Annotated in this window: 17 protein-coding genes; 6 read left to right on the top strand and 11 right to left on the bottom strand. The window is 68.4% G+C overall.

The features are described 5' to 3' along the window. Positions 1-14: 14 nt before the first annotated feature. Entirely contained in the window at positions 15-269 is a 255-nt protein-coding gene (locus NPA30_RS14370; protein WP_256803426.1) for a hypothetical protein, read from the bottom strand. A 156-nt stretch (positions 270-425) separates the two neighbouring features. On the opposite strand from NPA30_RS14370, the gene NPA30_RS14365 reads away from it, so the two are divergent. Both NPA30_RS14365 and NPA30_RS14360 read left to right on the top strand, forming a co-directional pair. Further along, positions 426-1,016: a TetR/AcrR family transcriptional regulator gene (locus NPA30_RS14365; RefSeq protein ID WP_256803425.1), complete on the top strand. Its 591-nt coding sequence runs from the start codon at positions 426-428 to the stop codon at positions 1,014-1,016. Positions 1,017-1,165: 149 nt separating this feature from the next. Beyond that, entirely contained in the window at positions 1,166-1,891 is a 726-nt protein-coding gene (locus tag NPA30_RS14360; protein WP_372338811.1) for a polysaccharide deacetylase family protein, read from the top strand. 43 nt (positions 1,892-1,934) lie between these two features. Here the strand turns inward: NPA30_RS14360 and pobA are convergent, their stop codons facing one another. The 7 genes from pobA to pcaC are packed head-to-tail and all read right to left on the bottom strand — an operon-like array spanning position 1,935 to position 7,753. Continuing rightward, complete coding sequence (pobA, locus tag NPA30_RS14355; RefSeq protein ID WP_256803424.1) at positions 1,935-3,119, bottom strand: 4-hydroxybenzoate 3-monooxygenase; 1,185 nt, start codon at positions 3,117-3,119, stop codon at positions 1,935-1,937. Beyond that, positions 3,119-4,321 carry a 3-oxoadipyl-CoA thiolase gene (pcaF, locus tag NPA30_RS14350; RefSeq protein WP_256803423.1) on the bottom strand — a complete coding sequence of 401 codons (1,203 nt, stop codon included), beginning with the start codon at positions 4,319-4,321 and terminating at the stop codon, positions 3,119-3,121. The genes pobA and pcaF overlap by 1 nt, the downstream gene beginning before the upstream one ends. Then, a complete protein-coding gene (locus NPA30_RS14345; protein WP_256803607.1) occupies positions 4,314-5,087 on the bottom strand; it encodes a CoA-transferase subunit beta in 774 nt (257 codons plus the stop codon). Before NPA30_RS14345 ends, pcaF begins: the two co-directional genes overlap by 8 nt. Before the next feature lie 20 nt (positions 5,088-5,107). Continuing rightward, the gene (locus NPA30_RS14340; RefSeq protein ID WP_256803422.1) at positions 5,108-5,968 is read right to left on the bottom strand and encodes a CoA transferase subunit A; all 861 of its coding nucleotides are present in this window, start codon (positions 5,966-5,968) and stop codon (positions 5,108-5,110) included. Between the two features lie 24 nt (positions 5,969-5,992). Continuing rightward, the gene (gene pcaG, locus NPA30_RS14335; RefSeq protein WP_256803421.1) at positions 5,993-6,619 is read right to left on the bottom strand and encodes a protocatechuate 3,4-dioxygenase subunit alpha; all 627 of its coding nucleotides are present in this window, start codon (positions 6,617-6,619) and stop codon (positions 5,993-5,995) included. A gap of 1 nt (position 6,620) precedes the next feature. After that, on the bottom strand, positions 6,621-7,346 hold the full coding sequence (gene pcaH, locus NPA30_RS14330; protein WP_256803420.1) for a protocatechuate 3,4-dioxygenase subunit beta: 726 nt from the start codon (positions 7,344-7,346) through the stop codon (positions 6,621-6,623). Continuing rightward, positions 7,343-7,753, bottom strand: a complete 411-nt coding sequence (gene pcaC / locus NPA30_RS14325) for a 4-carboxymuconolactone decarboxylase (RefSeq protein ID WP_256803419.1) — start codon at positions 7,751-7,753, stop codon at positions 7,343-7,345. The genes pcaH and pcaC overlap by 4 nt, the downstream gene beginning before the upstream one ends. A 94-nt stretch (positions 7,754-7,847) precedes the next feature. Here pcaC and pcaQ point away from each other — a divergent pair, with 94 nt between their 5' ends. Next, a complete protein-coding gene (pcaQ, locus tag NPA30_RS14320; protein ID WP_256803418.1) occupies positions 7,848-8,780 on the top strand; it encodes a pca operon transcription factor PcaQ in 933 nt (310 codons plus the stop codon). 18 nt (positions 8,781-8,798) lie between these two features. Here the strand turns inward: pcaQ and NPA30_RS14315 are convergent, their stop codons facing one another. The 3 genes from NPA30_RS14315 to NPA30_RS14305 all read right to left on the bottom strand — a co-directional run bounded on the left by NPA30_RS14315 (position 8,799) and on the right by NPA30_RS14305 (position 10,734). Beyond that, positions 8,799-9,470 carry a DUF1007 family protein gene (locus tag NPA30_RS14315; RefSeq protein WP_256803417.1) on the bottom strand — a complete coding sequence of 224 codons (672 nt, stop codon included), beginning with the start codon at positions 9,468-9,470 and terminating at the stop codon, positions 8,799-8,801. A gap of 81 nt (positions 9,471-9,551) precedes the next feature. Continuing rightward, positions 9,552-10,010 carry a preQ(1) synthase gene (gene queF / locus NPA30_RS14310; protein ID WP_256803416.1) on the bottom strand — a complete coding sequence of 153 codons (459 nt, stop codon included), beginning with the start codon at positions 10,008-10,010 and terminating at the stop codon, positions 9,552-9,554. 61 nt (positions 10,011-10,071) lie between these two features. Then, complete coding sequence (locus NPA30_RS14305; RefSeq protein WP_256803415.1) at positions 10,072-10,734, bottom strand: TerC family protein; 663 nt, start codon at positions 10,732-10,734, stop codon at positions 10,072-10,074. Positions 10,735-10,855: 121 nt separating this feature from the next. Between NPA30_RS14305 and NPA30_RS14300 the strand changes: the two genes are divergently transcribed. The 3 genes from NPA30_RS14300 (at position 10,856) to NPA30_RS14290 (ending at position 13,868) form a co-directional block, all read left to right on the top strand. After that, positions 10,856-11,740, top strand: coding sequence for a LysR family transcriptional regulator (locus NPA30_RS14300; protein ID WP_256803414.1), 885 nt, complete (start codon positions 10,856-10,858; stop codon positions 11,738-11,740). Positions 11,741-11,844: 104 nt separating this feature from the next. Then, positions 11,845-12,318, top strand: a complete 474-nt coding sequence (locus NPA30_RS14295; RefSeq protein WP_256803413.1) for a formate dehydrogenase subunit gamma — start codon at positions 11,845-11,847, stop codon at positions 12,316-12,318. After that, on the top strand, positions 12,315-13,868 hold the full coding sequence (locus NPA30_RS14290; RefSeq protein ID WP_256803412.1) for a formate dehydrogenase beta subunit: 1,554 nt from the start codon (positions 12,315-12,317) through the stop codon (positions 13,866-13,868). The genes NPA30_RS14295 and NPA30_RS14290 overlap by 4 nt, the downstream gene beginning before the upstream one ends. Position 13,869: the final 1 nt, after the last annotated feature.

The following is a 13,869-nucleotide window of genomic DNA, read 5'->3' as shown; positions in this document are numbered from 1 at the left end:
CGAAGAGTGGCGGCTCAGGCGCAGAGGCCCATGGCCGAGACGCCTGCCCAGCAGGGCGTGTAGAGTTTGGGTGCTACGAGATCCTCCGACGCCTCGCCGTCCTCGCCCTTCAGCCCCTCGGCGAGGCGGTCGAGCTTGGCGCGCAGACGCTGCGGGTCGACCTTGTCGGCGCGCATCAGGACCCGCACGATCGGGTCGGCCATGATCTCATCGAGGGTCGGCTCGCGGCGCGCGCGCGTTGCCATCAGCGAAAGTCCCGCGTTCGACATGATCTGTCCTCCAGCTTCTGCGACAAAAGGCTCACGCCCCTTTTCCCGATTGGAATCGTTGAAAAGAGGCGAGAGAGGTGTTACTGGTCAGTACCATTGCTATGTGACAGAGCGGTAACATCCCGTCAAGAGGGTCGTTTGGGAGGTCTCGAAGCGATGACGAACGATGCAGGTGCTCAGGTACGCCCGCGTGACCGCATACTCGGTACGGCACGAGCACTCTTCGGACGATGTGGAATAAGGGCAACGGGTGTGGACGCGATCGCGGAGACCGCGGGCACCAACAAGATGACGCTCTATCGGCACTTCCAGTCCAAGGACGCCCTGATCGTCGCCTGTCTTGAACAGGCCGCGTCCGACGCGGATCAGCTTTGGGAGGCGGTCGAAGCGTCGGCGCCGGGCGATCCGCGGGCGCAACTCGACGCCTGGGTCGAGATGGTGGACGGGCTTCTGAAGGACAGCCGGGGCTGCGAGTTTTCCAACGCGGCGGTGGAGTTGCCCGAAGCCTGCGATATCGTCCGCGACACGATCACCCACTACAAGAAGACGCAGCGGACCCGCCTGGCGCAGCTCTGTCGCGACAGCGGGATTCCGGAGCCGGAGCGGCTGGCCGACACGCTCGCGCTGATGGTCGAAGGCGCCCGCATCAGCCGTCAGGCCGTCGGCGCCGATGGTCCGGCCGACAGCTTCACGAGCTGTGCGCGCACCGCCATCGGCTATTTCGCCAGCGTCAGGGAGCCGGCCTGATCCGCTTTCCGGCGCCTCGCACGGGAGACATCGGTCCGGGAACGCGATGAGGGACGGTGAGGTCTGTCGCTGTGGCCGATCGCCATCTTGAGCTTTGCCCGGCGAGCGCGCATCGAGGCTCGAGCTGAACCCACCGGACCGCTTCGACGATGCGCCGCGCTGCCTTGCTTCTTCCCCTCGTGCTGATCGCGACCGCTGCCATCGCCGGGCCGCTGCACCCGAACGGCCTGACCGAGCCGAGCCTGCGCCTGCCGCCGTCGAAAGCCGGCACGCTGCGCGTCGCGCTGACTTTGGACGCCTGCGGCGGCCGCACCGACGCCCGCATCCTCTCGGCGCTGGTCGAGCATCGCATCCCCGCGACGATCTTCGCGACGGGGCTGTGGCTCCGGCGCAATCCGGACGCCGTCGCCGTCCTCAAGGCGCATCCCGAACTCTTCGAGGTCGAGGATCACGGCGCCCGCCACGTGCCGGCGATCGATCGGCCGATGAGCGTCTACGGAATCCGCAGCGCCGGCAGTCCGGAGGCCGTGTCGGCCGAAGTGCAGGGCGGCGCCGAGGCGCTCGTGGCCGCCGGCCTGGCGCAGCCGCACTGGTTCCGGGGCGCGACCGCAAAGTACACGCCGAGCGCGATGGCGCAGATCAGCGCGCTCGGCTACCGCATCGCCGGCTATTCGATCAACGGCGACGGCGGCTCGCTGCTCGGTGCCGCGGCGACCGAACACCATGTCGAGGCGGCGCGGGACGGCGACGTGATCATCGCCCACATCAACCAGCCGACCCATCCCGCCGGTGCGGGATTGGTCAAGGGCCTGCTGGCGCTGAAGGCCCGCGGCGTCGTCTTCGTGACGCTGAAGGAGGGCGAGGGAAGTGTCTGAGGCGCTGCCAGCTTGAACGGAAGCACTTCCGGGCCGCGCGGCGTCAGTACGGCAACCCGACGTAATTCTCCGCCAGCGAGGTCTGCGCCGCCTTGGAGCCGGCGAGATAGTCGAACTCGGCCTCCTGGATGCGCTGGCCGAACGGGCCGGTGTCCGGGAAGCGGTGGAGCATCGAGGTCATCCACCAGGAGAAGCGCTCGGCCTTCCACACCCGGTGCAGCGCCGTCTCCGAATAGCGGTCGAGGGGCCCGTCGTCCTTGTCGCGATAGACCGCGATCAGCGCCTCCGACAGGTAGTGCACGTCGGAGGCCGCGAGGTTGAGGCCCTTGGCGCCGGTCGGCGGCACGATATGGGCAGCGTCGCCGGCGAGGAACAGCCGGCCGTACTGCATCGGCTCGGCGACGAAGGAGCGCAGCGGCGCGATCGACTTCTCGATCGAGGCGCCGGTGACGAGCGTCCCGGTCAGCCGCGCGGGCAGGCGGCGCGTCAGCTCGTCCCAGAAGCGGGCATCCGACCAGTCTTCGACCCGATCATCGAGCGGGCACTGCACGTAGTAGCGCGACAGCATCGGGTTGCGCAGCGAGCAGAGGGCGAAACCGCGCTCGTGATTGGCGTAGACGAGCTCTTCCTGGATCGGCGGGGTGCGCGACAGGATGCCGAGCCAGCCGAAGGGATAGACCCGCTCGAAAACCTTGAGGACGTCCTCCGGGATCGATTGGCGGGCGATCCCGTGGAAGCCGTCGCAGCCGGCGACGTAGTCGCAGTCCAGCCGCCGCGCCTCGCCCTCGAAGCGGTAGCTGAGGAAGGGCGCATCGGTTGTGAGGTCGTGCAGCGCGACGTCCTCGGCTTCATGCAGCACCGGCACGCCGGCCTCGTCCAGCGCATCGTAGAGGTCGTGCGTCACTTCGGTCTGGCCGTAGACGGTGACGGTCTTGCCGCCGGTGAGGCCGCGCAGGTCGATGTGCAGCGTCTCGCCGCGCCAGGCGATGTCGAAGCCGTCATGAACGAGCCCCTCGCGCCCGAGCCGGCCGCCGACGCCGGCCGCCCGCAGCATGTCGACCGTGCCCTGTTCGAGCACGCCGGCGCGGATGCGCGACAACACGTAGTCGCGGCTCCGGCGCTCGATCACGACGGACTCGATGCCGGCGCGATGCAGGATCAGCGCGAGCAGAAGCCCGGCCGGTCCGCCGCCGACGATCGCGACGCCGGTGCGCGCCGGAGGTTTCATCACACGCGCTCCAGCGCGATCGCGATGCCCTGGCCGACGCCCATGCACATCGTCGACAACGCCCTGCGAGCACCGCTTTCGCGCAGTTCGAGCGCCGCTGTGCCGGTGATGCGCGCGCCGGAGGCGCCGAGCGGGTGGCCGAGGGCGATGGCGCCGCCGTTCGGATTGACGTGGCTCGCATCCTCCGCGATGCCGAGCTGGCGCAGCACGGCGATCGCCTGGCTGGCGAAGGCCTCGTTCAGCTCAACGACGTCGAAGTCCGCCGGCGTCAGGCCGAGCCGGGCGCAGAGTTTCTGCGTCGCCGGCGCCGGGCCGATACCCATCACGCGCGGCGGCACGCCGGCGACCGCGCCGCCGAGGACGCGGGCGATCGGGGTCAGGCCGTGCCTGCGGGCCGCCGCTTCGGAGGCGACGATCAGCGCGGCCGCGCCGTCATTGACGCCGGAGGCGTTGCCGGCGGTGACGGTTCCGCTCTTGCGGAACGGCGTCGGCAGCTTCGCCAGCGCTTCGATCGAGGTCGCGCGGGGATGCTCGTCCCGTTCGACCACCACCGGATCGCCCTTGCGCTGCGGGATGGTGACCGGCGTGATCTCTCTGGCGAGGCGGCCGTTCTTCTGCGCTGCCGCCGCCTTCTCCTGCGAGCGGAGCGCGAAGGCGTCCTGATCCTGGCGCGAGACCTCGTAGTCCTCCGCGACATTCTCACCGGTCTCGGGCATTGAATCCGAGCCGTAGACCTCCTGCATCTTCGGGTTGACGAAGCGCCAGCCGATGGTGGTGTCGTAGACGGCATTGTTGCGCGAGAAGGCGGTCTCCGCCTTCGGCATCACGAAGGGGGCGCGCGACATCGACTCGACGCCGCCGGCGATGGCGAGCTCGATCTCGCCGGCCATGATCGCCCGCGCGGCGGTCATCACCGCGTCGGCCCCCGAGCCGCAGAGCCGGTTGATGGTGTTGCCGGGGATCGAGAGCGGCAGGCCGGAGAGGAGCAGGGACATCCGGCCGACATTGCGATTGTCCTCGCCCGCCTGGTTGGCGCAGCCGTAATAGAGGTCGTCGACGGCTTCCCAGTCGACTCCCCCATTGCGCTCCATCAGCGCCTTCAGCGGTATCGCGCCGAGATCGTCGGCGCGCACCGAAGACAGCGCACCGCCGTAGCGACCGATGGGCGTGCGGATGTAGTCGCAGATGAAGGCGTCAGCCATCCTTGGAACCTCTCTTGCTGGCAGTGCCCGCGTGGGCGGCGTCCGTGCGGGCCTTCAACTCCCGCAGCGTGCCGAGCTCCTCGGCGGTCGGCGGCGGCGTCTCATCGACGGATGCCGCATATTTCACGTCCCAGTCGCAGGTGCGCGCGATCTCTTCGCGCGTGGCGCCCGGGTGGATCGAGTTGACCTCGAACTCCTTGGTCTCCGGATTCGGCCGCCAGACCGCGAGGTCGGTGATCAGAAGCGTCGGCCCCTTGGTGGTGATGCCGAGCTCCTGGCGGTGAATGCCGCCGCGCCCGTGCCCGAAGGAGGTGTAGAAGTCGATGTCCTTCACCATGCCGCGCTTCGACTGGGCCATGGTGATGAACACCTCGCCCGAGGACGAAGCGATCTCCGGTGCGCCGCCGCCGCCGGGCAAGCGGGTCTTCGGGTGGGCGTAGTCGCCGATCACCGTGGTGTTGATGTTGCCGAACGGGTCGAGCTGGGCGGCGCCGAGGAAGCCGATCGTGATCCGGCCGCCCTGCAGCCAGTAGCGGAACATTTCGGGCACCGCGACGGTGGTCAGCGCCGTCTCGCACAGCTCGCCGTCGCCGATCGACAGCGGCAGGACGGTCGGCGCCGTCCCGATGGTGCCGGACTCGTAGATCAGCGTGATGTCCGGCGCATGCGTCAGGCGCGCCACGTTGCAGGCCGCCGACGGCGCACCGATGCCGACGAAGCACACGTCGTCGTTCGAGAGCGCGCGGGCCGCCGCAATGGTCATCATCTCGTTGGGGGTGAAGTCGCTCACTGCGCGGCCTCCTTCAGCGGTGCGACGCGGGTCGCGAAGATCTCCGGCCCGACCTCCAGCACGTTCTCGCGCATCCAGGACTGGAAGGCGTCGCGATCGCTCGCGATCTTGTCCCATTCGAGATAGGCCGCATTGTCGCGCGGGTAATAGCCCTGGGCATAGGACGGATGGGCGCCGCCCGGCACGTGGACCACCGAGGTGATCGTCCAGTGCGGGAGGATGCAGGCGTTCGGGTGGACGCCCTCGAAGCTCTCGACGATCTCCTCGACGGTGACCACCGAGCGCCTTGCCGCGAGCACGGCCTCCTTCTGCACGCCGACGATGCCCTCGATCAGGACGTTGCCCTTCCGGTCGGCCTTCTGGGCGTGGATGAAGGCGACGTCCGGACGGATCGCCGGCACCGCGGCGAGCTCCTCGCCGGTGAACGGGCAGGTGACCGAGCGGATGTTCGGGTTCACGTCCTTCAGGCCGGCGCCCTTGTAGCCGCGGAACACGGCGCAGGGCAGGCCCGCGGCGCCCGCCTCGTAGGCATTCGCCATCGCCGCGTGGCTGTGCTCCTCCACCTTGAGCGGCCGCGGCCACTGGTTCTCGACCGCGTCGCGCAGACGGCGCAGCAGCCCGACGCCCGGGTTGCCGGCATAGGAGAAGACGAGCTTCTTCACCATGCCCATGCCGATCAGCTGGTCGTAGACCACGTCCGGCGTCATGCGGATCAGGGTCAGGTCGCGGCGGCCCTGGCGGACGGCCTCATGGGCGCTGGCATGGGGGATGAGGTGGGTGAAGCCCTCGAAGGCGACGCTGTCGCCGTCCTTCAGGTTCTCGGCCACCGCCTCGGACAGGGACTGGAACTTCGCCATACGGCTGACGTCCTCGCTAAACGCTCAAATGTCGAAGAAGATGGTCTCGTCCGGCCCCTGGAGCCGGATGTCGAAGCGGTAGACGGGCATGCCGTCCTCCGCCGTTCGCGGCGCGATCAGGGTCGGCACGCGCGAGCGGTGCTCGATCCGCGACAGGATCGGATCCTCGGCGTTCGCCGCGTCCTCGTCGCCGAAATACATGCGCGTGTGCAGGCCGATATTGATGCCGCGCGCGACGATCCAGACGGTGACGTGCGGCGCCTGCAGCGCGCCGTTCTTGGCCGGCACACGGCCGGGCTTGACCGTGTCGAAGCGGAACTCGCCGGTCTGCATGTCGCCGGGCGAGCGGCCCCAGCCGGTGAAGTTCGTATCGGCCGTGCCGCGCTTGTCCTGCGGGCTCGGATAGAGGCCGTCGGCATCCGCCTGCCAGATCTCGACGAGGGCGTCCTTCAGCGGCGTGCCGGTGCCGTCGAAGACGCGGCCGACGATGCGGATGCGCTCGCCCTTGACGTCGCCGAGGATCATGCGCGTGCCGAGATCCTCGGGGAAGACGCCCTCGATCTCGCAGTAGTTCGGCGTGCAGCCGATATGGACGTAGGGGCCGGCGGTCTGCGACGCCGACTCCTTCAGGTGGCCGAGGGTCTGGGCCATCTCAGTTGCCCTCCATCCGGTTCTCGAACAGCGTCGAGCGGCGCCCGCGCAGCACGATGTCGAACTTGTAGGCGCGCGAGTCCATCGGCACCGTGTTGTTCATGTCGAGCGCGGCGGTCAGGCGCTCGATCGCCTCCCGGTCGGGAATCGTCGCCACGATCGGACACTTCCAGATCATCGGATCGCCCTCGAAATACATCTGGGTGATCAGCCGCTGCGCGAAGGCATGGCCGAAGACGGAGAAGTGGATGTGCGCCGGCCGCCAGTCGTTCGGCCCGTTCGGCCAGGGGTAGGCGCCGGGCTGGATGGTGCGGAAGCGGTAGGAGCCGTCTTCGCCGGTGATGGTGCGCCCGCAGCCGCCGAAGTTCGGATCGAGCGGCGCCAGATAGGATTCCTTCTTGTGGCGGTAGCGACCGCCGGCATTGGCCTGCCAGAACTCGACGAGGCAGTTCGGCACGCCGCGGCCGTTCTCGTCCAGCACTCGGCCGTGCACGATGATGCGCTGGCCGATCGGCTCGCCGTCCTTGGCGAAGTTCAGGATCAGGTCGTTGTCGAGCTCGCCGATGATGGAATGGCCGAAGGTCGGCCCGGTCATCTCCGAAATCGAGTTGTCGAAGGAGAGGAGCGCGCGCTGCGGCGAGCGCGTTACTGAGGTCTTGTAGCCCGGCGTGTAGGCCGGGGGATGCCACAGCCGGTCGCGCTGGTAGTAGGAGCCGCCGTCGCTCATCGTGTCTCTCCCCCCTCGCGCGCGGCGTCCATCTCGGCATAGACGCCCTTGGCGATCTTGATCGCATGGTTGGCCGCCGGTACGCCGGCATAGACGGCGACGTGCATCAAGGCCTCGCGGATATCCTCGCGGGTCGCGCCGGTGTTGGCGGTGGCGCGCACGTGCATCGCCACCTCGTCGTCCTGGCCGAGCGCGGCAAGGAGCGCGATGGTCACGATCGAGCGCTCGCGCAGGCTCAGCTGGTCGCCTGACCAGACCGAACCCCAGGCGCCCTCGGTGATGAAGGTCTGGAACGGGGCGTCGAAGTCCGTCTTGTTCGCCTCCGCCCGGTCGACATGGGCGTCGCCAAGGACCCGTCGACGGGTCCGCATGCCGCGCTCGAGGCGCGGTGCATCGATCTCGGTCATGTTCCTCCCGCCGAGTTCAGTCTTTTCACTTGTATGGCCGATGCGAAAGGTGATGTAAAATTACCTTTCGCCGCTGATCCATAACCTGTTCGTCATGCATCTCGACCCGCGCATCAAGCTTCGCCATCTCCAGACCTTCGCCGAGGTGGCGCGGCTGCGCAGCGTCGGCCGGGCGGCGGAGCGTCTGGCGGTGTCCCAGCCGGCGGTGTCGAAGACGCTGGCCGAGCTCGAGACCATCCTCGGCGCGAGCCTGATGGTGCGCAATCGCGGCGGCGCCGTGCCGACGCCGATCGGCCAGCTGTTCCTCACCCACGCCGAAGCCAGCCTGGCGATGCTGCGGCACGGCGTGGAGGCGGTGGCGGAAGGGTTGGCGCAGACGGCCGTGCGGCTGGCAATCGGCTGTCTGCCGAGCGTTGCCGCCCGCATCGTGCCGGACGCGGCAATCGTCTTCGCCGGTCTCGCGCCGGGTGCGACGCTCAGCATCGTCTCTGGTCCGAACGCCTTCCTCCTGTCGGAACTGGCGAGCGGTGCGCTGGACCTCGTGATCGGTCGCATGGGTCCGGCCGAGGCGATGACGCGGTTCTCCTTCAGCCAGCTCTACTCCGAGCGCATCGCGCTGGTGGTGCGGCCGGGCCACCCGCTCGAGCACGAGACGGATGCGGCCGCCATCGCCGACTTCCCGCTGCTGTTTCCCGACGAGAACGCCGCCATCCGCTCGATCGCCGAGCAGTTCTTCGTGGCGCGCGGCCTTCGGCGGCGCTCCGAGCGCATCGAGACCGTCGCCGACAGCTTCGGCCGCTCCTTCGTGCGCAAGACCAACGCGATCTGGGTCATCTCCTCGGGCGTCGTCGCGCTCGACGTCGCCGAGGGACGCCTCTGCGAGCTGCCGATCGACATGGCCGGCACCTCGGGGCCGGTGGGCCTCACCATGCGCGCCGAGGGCGAGATCCCGCCGGTGCTGCGCCTGTTCATTCAGGCCGTCCGCGACACGGTGGGACGGCTGGCGCTCACCCATGGCCGATCGTGAGGCCCGACCGTCACTGCTTCAGCGGCAGTCGATCTGGGCCTTGGTCGACAGCACCTCGGAGAAGTTCACGCCGTCCTCGGGCACCGGTGCGGTGTCGTCGACGCTGAGGGTGGAGAGATAGTTCATCCACGCCGTCGCCGCCTGGTCATTGGTCGGCATCTCCAGCGATTTCTTGCAGCCCTTCGGCATGTCCCTCAGCACGAAGCTCTGCGGTCCGGCGAAGTTGAAGGCGACGAAGTAGCTCTTGTCGAAGTCGAAGACGGTCAGCTGCCCGGCCTTCAGGTCGACCGGCGCCTTCGGCGTCATGGTGAAGCGGAACTGCAGCTTGCCCGTCTTGTCGCTCCAGGCGACGTTCAGCACCGACGGCGGGTTCATCGCCACCGGCGTGCCGTCCTTGCGCACGAAGGTGTAGAACTCCCACTCGGCGATCGATTTGCGCACCTGCTCGCCCACGGCCGCGAGCTCGTCCTTGTCGAGCTTGCCGTTGGCGTTCTTGTCGAAGTCGGGGATGACGCTGGAGGAGAAGATCTCGTCCATCCACCAGCTGTTGGTGATCGAGGCGAGGTGCCCGCGGCCGTCGCCGGTGATCGCGACCGTCGCATCGACGAAGACGTGCGGATGAGCGAGGGCTGGTGCAGCGCTGAGCGCAGTAACGACAGCTGCGGCGAGGATCGAGGCGGACTTCTGCATGACGTCTCCTGGACGTCTCCGAATGAATCGGACGAGCGGCGGATGCAAGCCCGGCAGCGGGCGCCAATCAGCGCAGCGACGTCATCCCCGGCCGCGATAGGGCGGTACGCCCATTTCCGGCAGGAAGGCGCCCTCAGGCGGGGCGCCGGTCTGCCAGAACACGTCGATCGGGATGCCGCCGCGCGGATACCAGAACCCGCCGATGCGCAGCCACAGCGGCCGTGTCACCTCGACCACGCGCCGTGCGATGCCGACCGTGCAGTCCTCGTGGAAGGCGCCGTGGTTGCGGAAGCTCGTCAGGAACAGCTTCAGCGACTTCGATTCAACCAGCCGCGCGTCGGGCGCATAGTCGATCACGATGTGGGCGAAGTCCGGCTGCCCGGTCACCGGGCAGAGCGAGGTGAACTCGGGGCAGGTGAAGCGGACGATCGCCGGCGGTCCGTCGCCGCGGGTGAAGGGCACCGTCTCGAGCACGGCCTCCTCGGGCGAGGCGGCGGGACGCGCATCCGCGCCGAGCTGGGTGAGGTGCGTCTCGGACATCGTCGTTCTACTTTCGAAGCGGTGCTCGCTCGGCCCGTCGTGCGGACCGGCGAAGCCGGGCTCAATGGCCGGTGTCGCCTACGGCGTCGCAGATGGTGGTCGACAGATCGGCCTGGCAGGCGACCTCGCCGCTGCCGCGCCAGATCATGTTGCAGGCGACGAACAGGATCACCGCGAGGCCGATCCAGGCGATGAAGCGGTAGCGATGCAGGAGCCGGGCGATCAGCGAGGCCGCCGCGCCCATCAGCACGACCGAGATCAGAAGGCCGCCGATAAGCACCTCGACGTGCTCGCGCGCCGCGCCGGCGACGGCGAGGACGTTGTCGAGCGACATCGACACGTCGGCAATGACGATCTGGAACAGCGCCTGTTTGAAGCTCTTGGTCTTCTTCGCCGTCTTCTCGGCGTTTTCGACGTCGTGTTCGTCGGGCCCGTCATTGCTGCGGATCTCGCGGAACATCTTCCAGCAGACCCAGAGGAGCAGGATACCGCCGGCGAGCGTCAGCCCCACGATCTCGAGGAGCTGCACCGCGACGACGGCGAACAGGATGCGCAGCAACACCGCCGCGCCGATGCCCCAGAAGATCACGCGGCTGCGGATCTTCTCGTCGACCCCCGCCGCCGCCATGCCGACCACCACGGCGTTGTCGCCGGCGAGCACCACGTCGATGAAGAGAACCTGCAGGAGAGCCGTCAGTTCGGCGGTGAGAAAGGCTTCGGACAAGGGCAATCCTGCTTGGCGTCGGCGTGTCGGGCGCGTTCGCTCCATATAGTGTTCCAGCCGCCCTTACGAGCCGCTATTTCGGCCGAGGGTGCTACGTACGGCACCCCGCAGGATCACGAGGATGATCGACAAGCTCGAATATTTCATCGCCCTCGCCGGCGAACGCCATTTCGGCCGCGCCGCCGAGCGGCTCGGGGTGACGCAGCCGACCCTGTCCGCCGGCATCCGCCAGCTGGAGGAGCGGCTCGGCGTGACCCTCGTCAATCGCGGCTCGCGCTTCCAGGGCCTCACAGCGGAGGGCGAGCGCGTGCTCGTCTGGGCGCGGCGGATCATCGGCGACGTGCGCACCATGCAGGACGAGTTGCGGATCGAGCGTCAGGGGCTGTCCGGGCACCTGCGCCTCGCCGTGATACCGACCGCGCTGGCCGTGGTGTCGCGGCTGACGACGCCGTTCTTCGAGCGCCATCCGCACGTCACCTTCGAGATCCTGTCGCGCACCTCGGCCGAGATCGCCGCCGGCATCGACAATTTCGAGATCGATCTCGGCATCACCTATCGCGACGAGGAGCGGCCGCAGCGGCTCGACCGGCGGGTGCTCTACGCCGAGCGCTACTGTCTGGTGACCACCCGCGGCAACCCCTTTGCCGAACGCCGGAGCGTGACCTGGGACGAGGCGGCGTCGATCCCGCTCTGCCTGCTGACGACGACGATGCAGAACCGGCGCATTCTCGAGAGTTACCTGCAGCGCGCGCCCGAACGCTTCGGCACCGTTCTGGAGTCCAACTCGATGATCGCCTTGATCGCGCAGGTCCGCACCGGCCGCTTCGCCACCATCATGCCGTCGCGCTCGGCCGAGATGCTGGGACTGGCCGAACCGGTCCGGTCGATCCCGCTGGAAGCGCCCGACGTCAGCTACGACGTCGCGCTGGTGCGCGCGGTGCGCGAGCCCCAGCCGCCGCTGGTCGCATCCTTCTGGGAAGAAGCGGCGCTCGTGACGCTGACTTGATAGACATCCTCTATCGAGAGACGGATTGTACCTCTTGATTTTCTCATCGTCCGCGCGCCTCCTGTTTGGAAACGTTCAAAAACTGCAGTGGGAGGTTGCGGCAGTTGGGCTACGCACACGCTTTCGATCCCGAAGACGCCGCCGCGATCATCGACGAGCTGAAGCATCTCGAAGGACCGCTGCTGCCGATCCTGCATGCCTTTCAGGCGCGCTACGGGCATGTGAGCGAGGCGGCGATCCAGCTGATCGCCGGCGGGCTCAACCTGTCGCGGGCCGAGGTTTACGGCGTCGTCTCCTTCTACCACGACTTCCATGAGGCGCCGCACGGGCGGCACGTGCTGAAGGTCTGCCGCGCGGAGTCGTGCCAGGCGGCGGGCGGCGACGCGATCGCCGCTTCGATCGAGGATGCGCTCGGGATCAAGTTCGGCGAGACCTCTTCGGACGGGCAGGTGACCCTGGAGGCGGTCTACTGCCTCGGCCTGTGCGCCGCGTCCCCCTCGGCAATGCTGGACGGCCGGCTGGTCGCCCGGCTGACCGAGGCCAAGGTCAGCGCGCTCGTCGAGGAGGTACGGCTGTGACCCGCGTCTTCATCCCGCTCGATTCCTTCGCGGTCGCCTGCGGTGCCGACGAGATCGCCGACGACCTCACGCGCATCGCCGCCGAGCGCAAGCTCGAGATCGAGATCGTGCGGACCGGCTCGCGCGGCATGGCGTGGCTGGAGCCGCTGGTCGAGGTCGAGACACCGAACGGGCGTATCGGCTATGGGCCGGTGGAGCCGGGCGAGGTCGAGGCGCTGGTGAAAGCCGGCCTGCTCGACGGGGCCGAGCACGAAAAGCACATCGGCCGGCCGGATGAGCATCCCTTCATCAAGGCGCAGACGCGGCTCGTCTTCCGCCGCTGCGGCATCACCGATCCGCTCTCGCTGGGCGACTACCGCGCGCATGACGGCCTGAAGGGGCTGGAGCGGGCGATCGCGCTCGGCCCGGCCGGCATCATTGCCGAAGTCACCGAGTCGGGATTGCGCGGCCGCGGCGGCGCAGGCTTCCCGACGGGGATCAAGTGGAAGACCGTCGCCGACGCGCCGGGCGCGAAGAAGTACATCGTCGCCAATGCCGACGAGGGCGATTCGGGCACCTTCGCCGACCGGATGATCATGGAGGGCGATCCCTTCGCGCTGATCGAGGGCATGGCGATCGCCGGCGTTGCCACCGGGGCGGACAAGGGTTTCGTCTATCTCCGCTCGGAATACCCGCAGGCCATCAGGATCATGCAGGCGGCGATCGAGGCCGCGCGCAAGGAGGGCGTCCTCGGTGCGACGGTGCTCGGCTCGGCCCATGCCTTCGACATGGAGGTGCGCGTCGGCGCCGGCGCCTATGTCTGCGGCGAGGAGACCTCGCTCCTGGAAAGCCTGGAGGGCAAGCGCGGGCAGGTTCGCGCCAAGCCGCCGCTGCCGGCCCATCAGGGCCTGTTCGGCAAGCCGACGGTGATCAACAACGTCATCTCGCTGGTCTCGGTGCCCTTCATCCTCGCGGAGGGTGGCGCGGCCTACAAGGAGTTCGGCGTCGGTCGCTCGCGCGGCACGATCCCGCTGCAGATCGCCGGCAACGTCAAGCACTCCGGCCTCTACGAGACGGCGTTCGGCCTGACGCTCGGCGAGATCGTCGATCAGATCGGCGGCGGCACGCGCAGCGGCCGCCCCGTGCGCGCGGTGCAGGTCGGCGGGCCGCTGGGCGCCTACTTCCCGCGCGCCCTGTTCGACACGCCCTTCGACTACGAGGCGTTCGCAGCGAAGGGCGGGCTCATCGGCCATGCCGGGATCGTCGTCTTCGACGACACGGTCGACATGCTGAAGCAGGCGCATTTCGCCTTCGAGTTCTGTGCGGTCGAGTCCTGCGGCAAGTGCACGCCCTGCCGGGTTGGCGCCGTGCGGGGCAGGGAGACGCTCGAGAAGGTGATGGCCGGCGAGCGGGTCGAGGCGAGCCTGACGCTGGTCGAGGATCTCTGCAACACGATGAAGTTCGGCTCGCTCTGCGCGCTCGGCGGCTTCACCCCTTATCCGGTGATGAGCGCGCTCGAGCACTTCCGCGAGGACTTCGAGCCTGCGCCGATGCGCGAAGCGGCGGAATGAG

Origin of the sequence: Mangrovibrevibacter kandeliae, assembly GCF_024519155.1 — a bacterium.
GTDB classification, from domain to species: Bacteria; Pseudomonadota; Alphaproteobacteria; order Rhizobiales; family Rhizobiaceae; genus Mangrovibrevibacter; species Mangrovibrevibacter kandeliae.
This window is presented reverse-complemented; position numbering and strand designations above follow the sequence as displayed.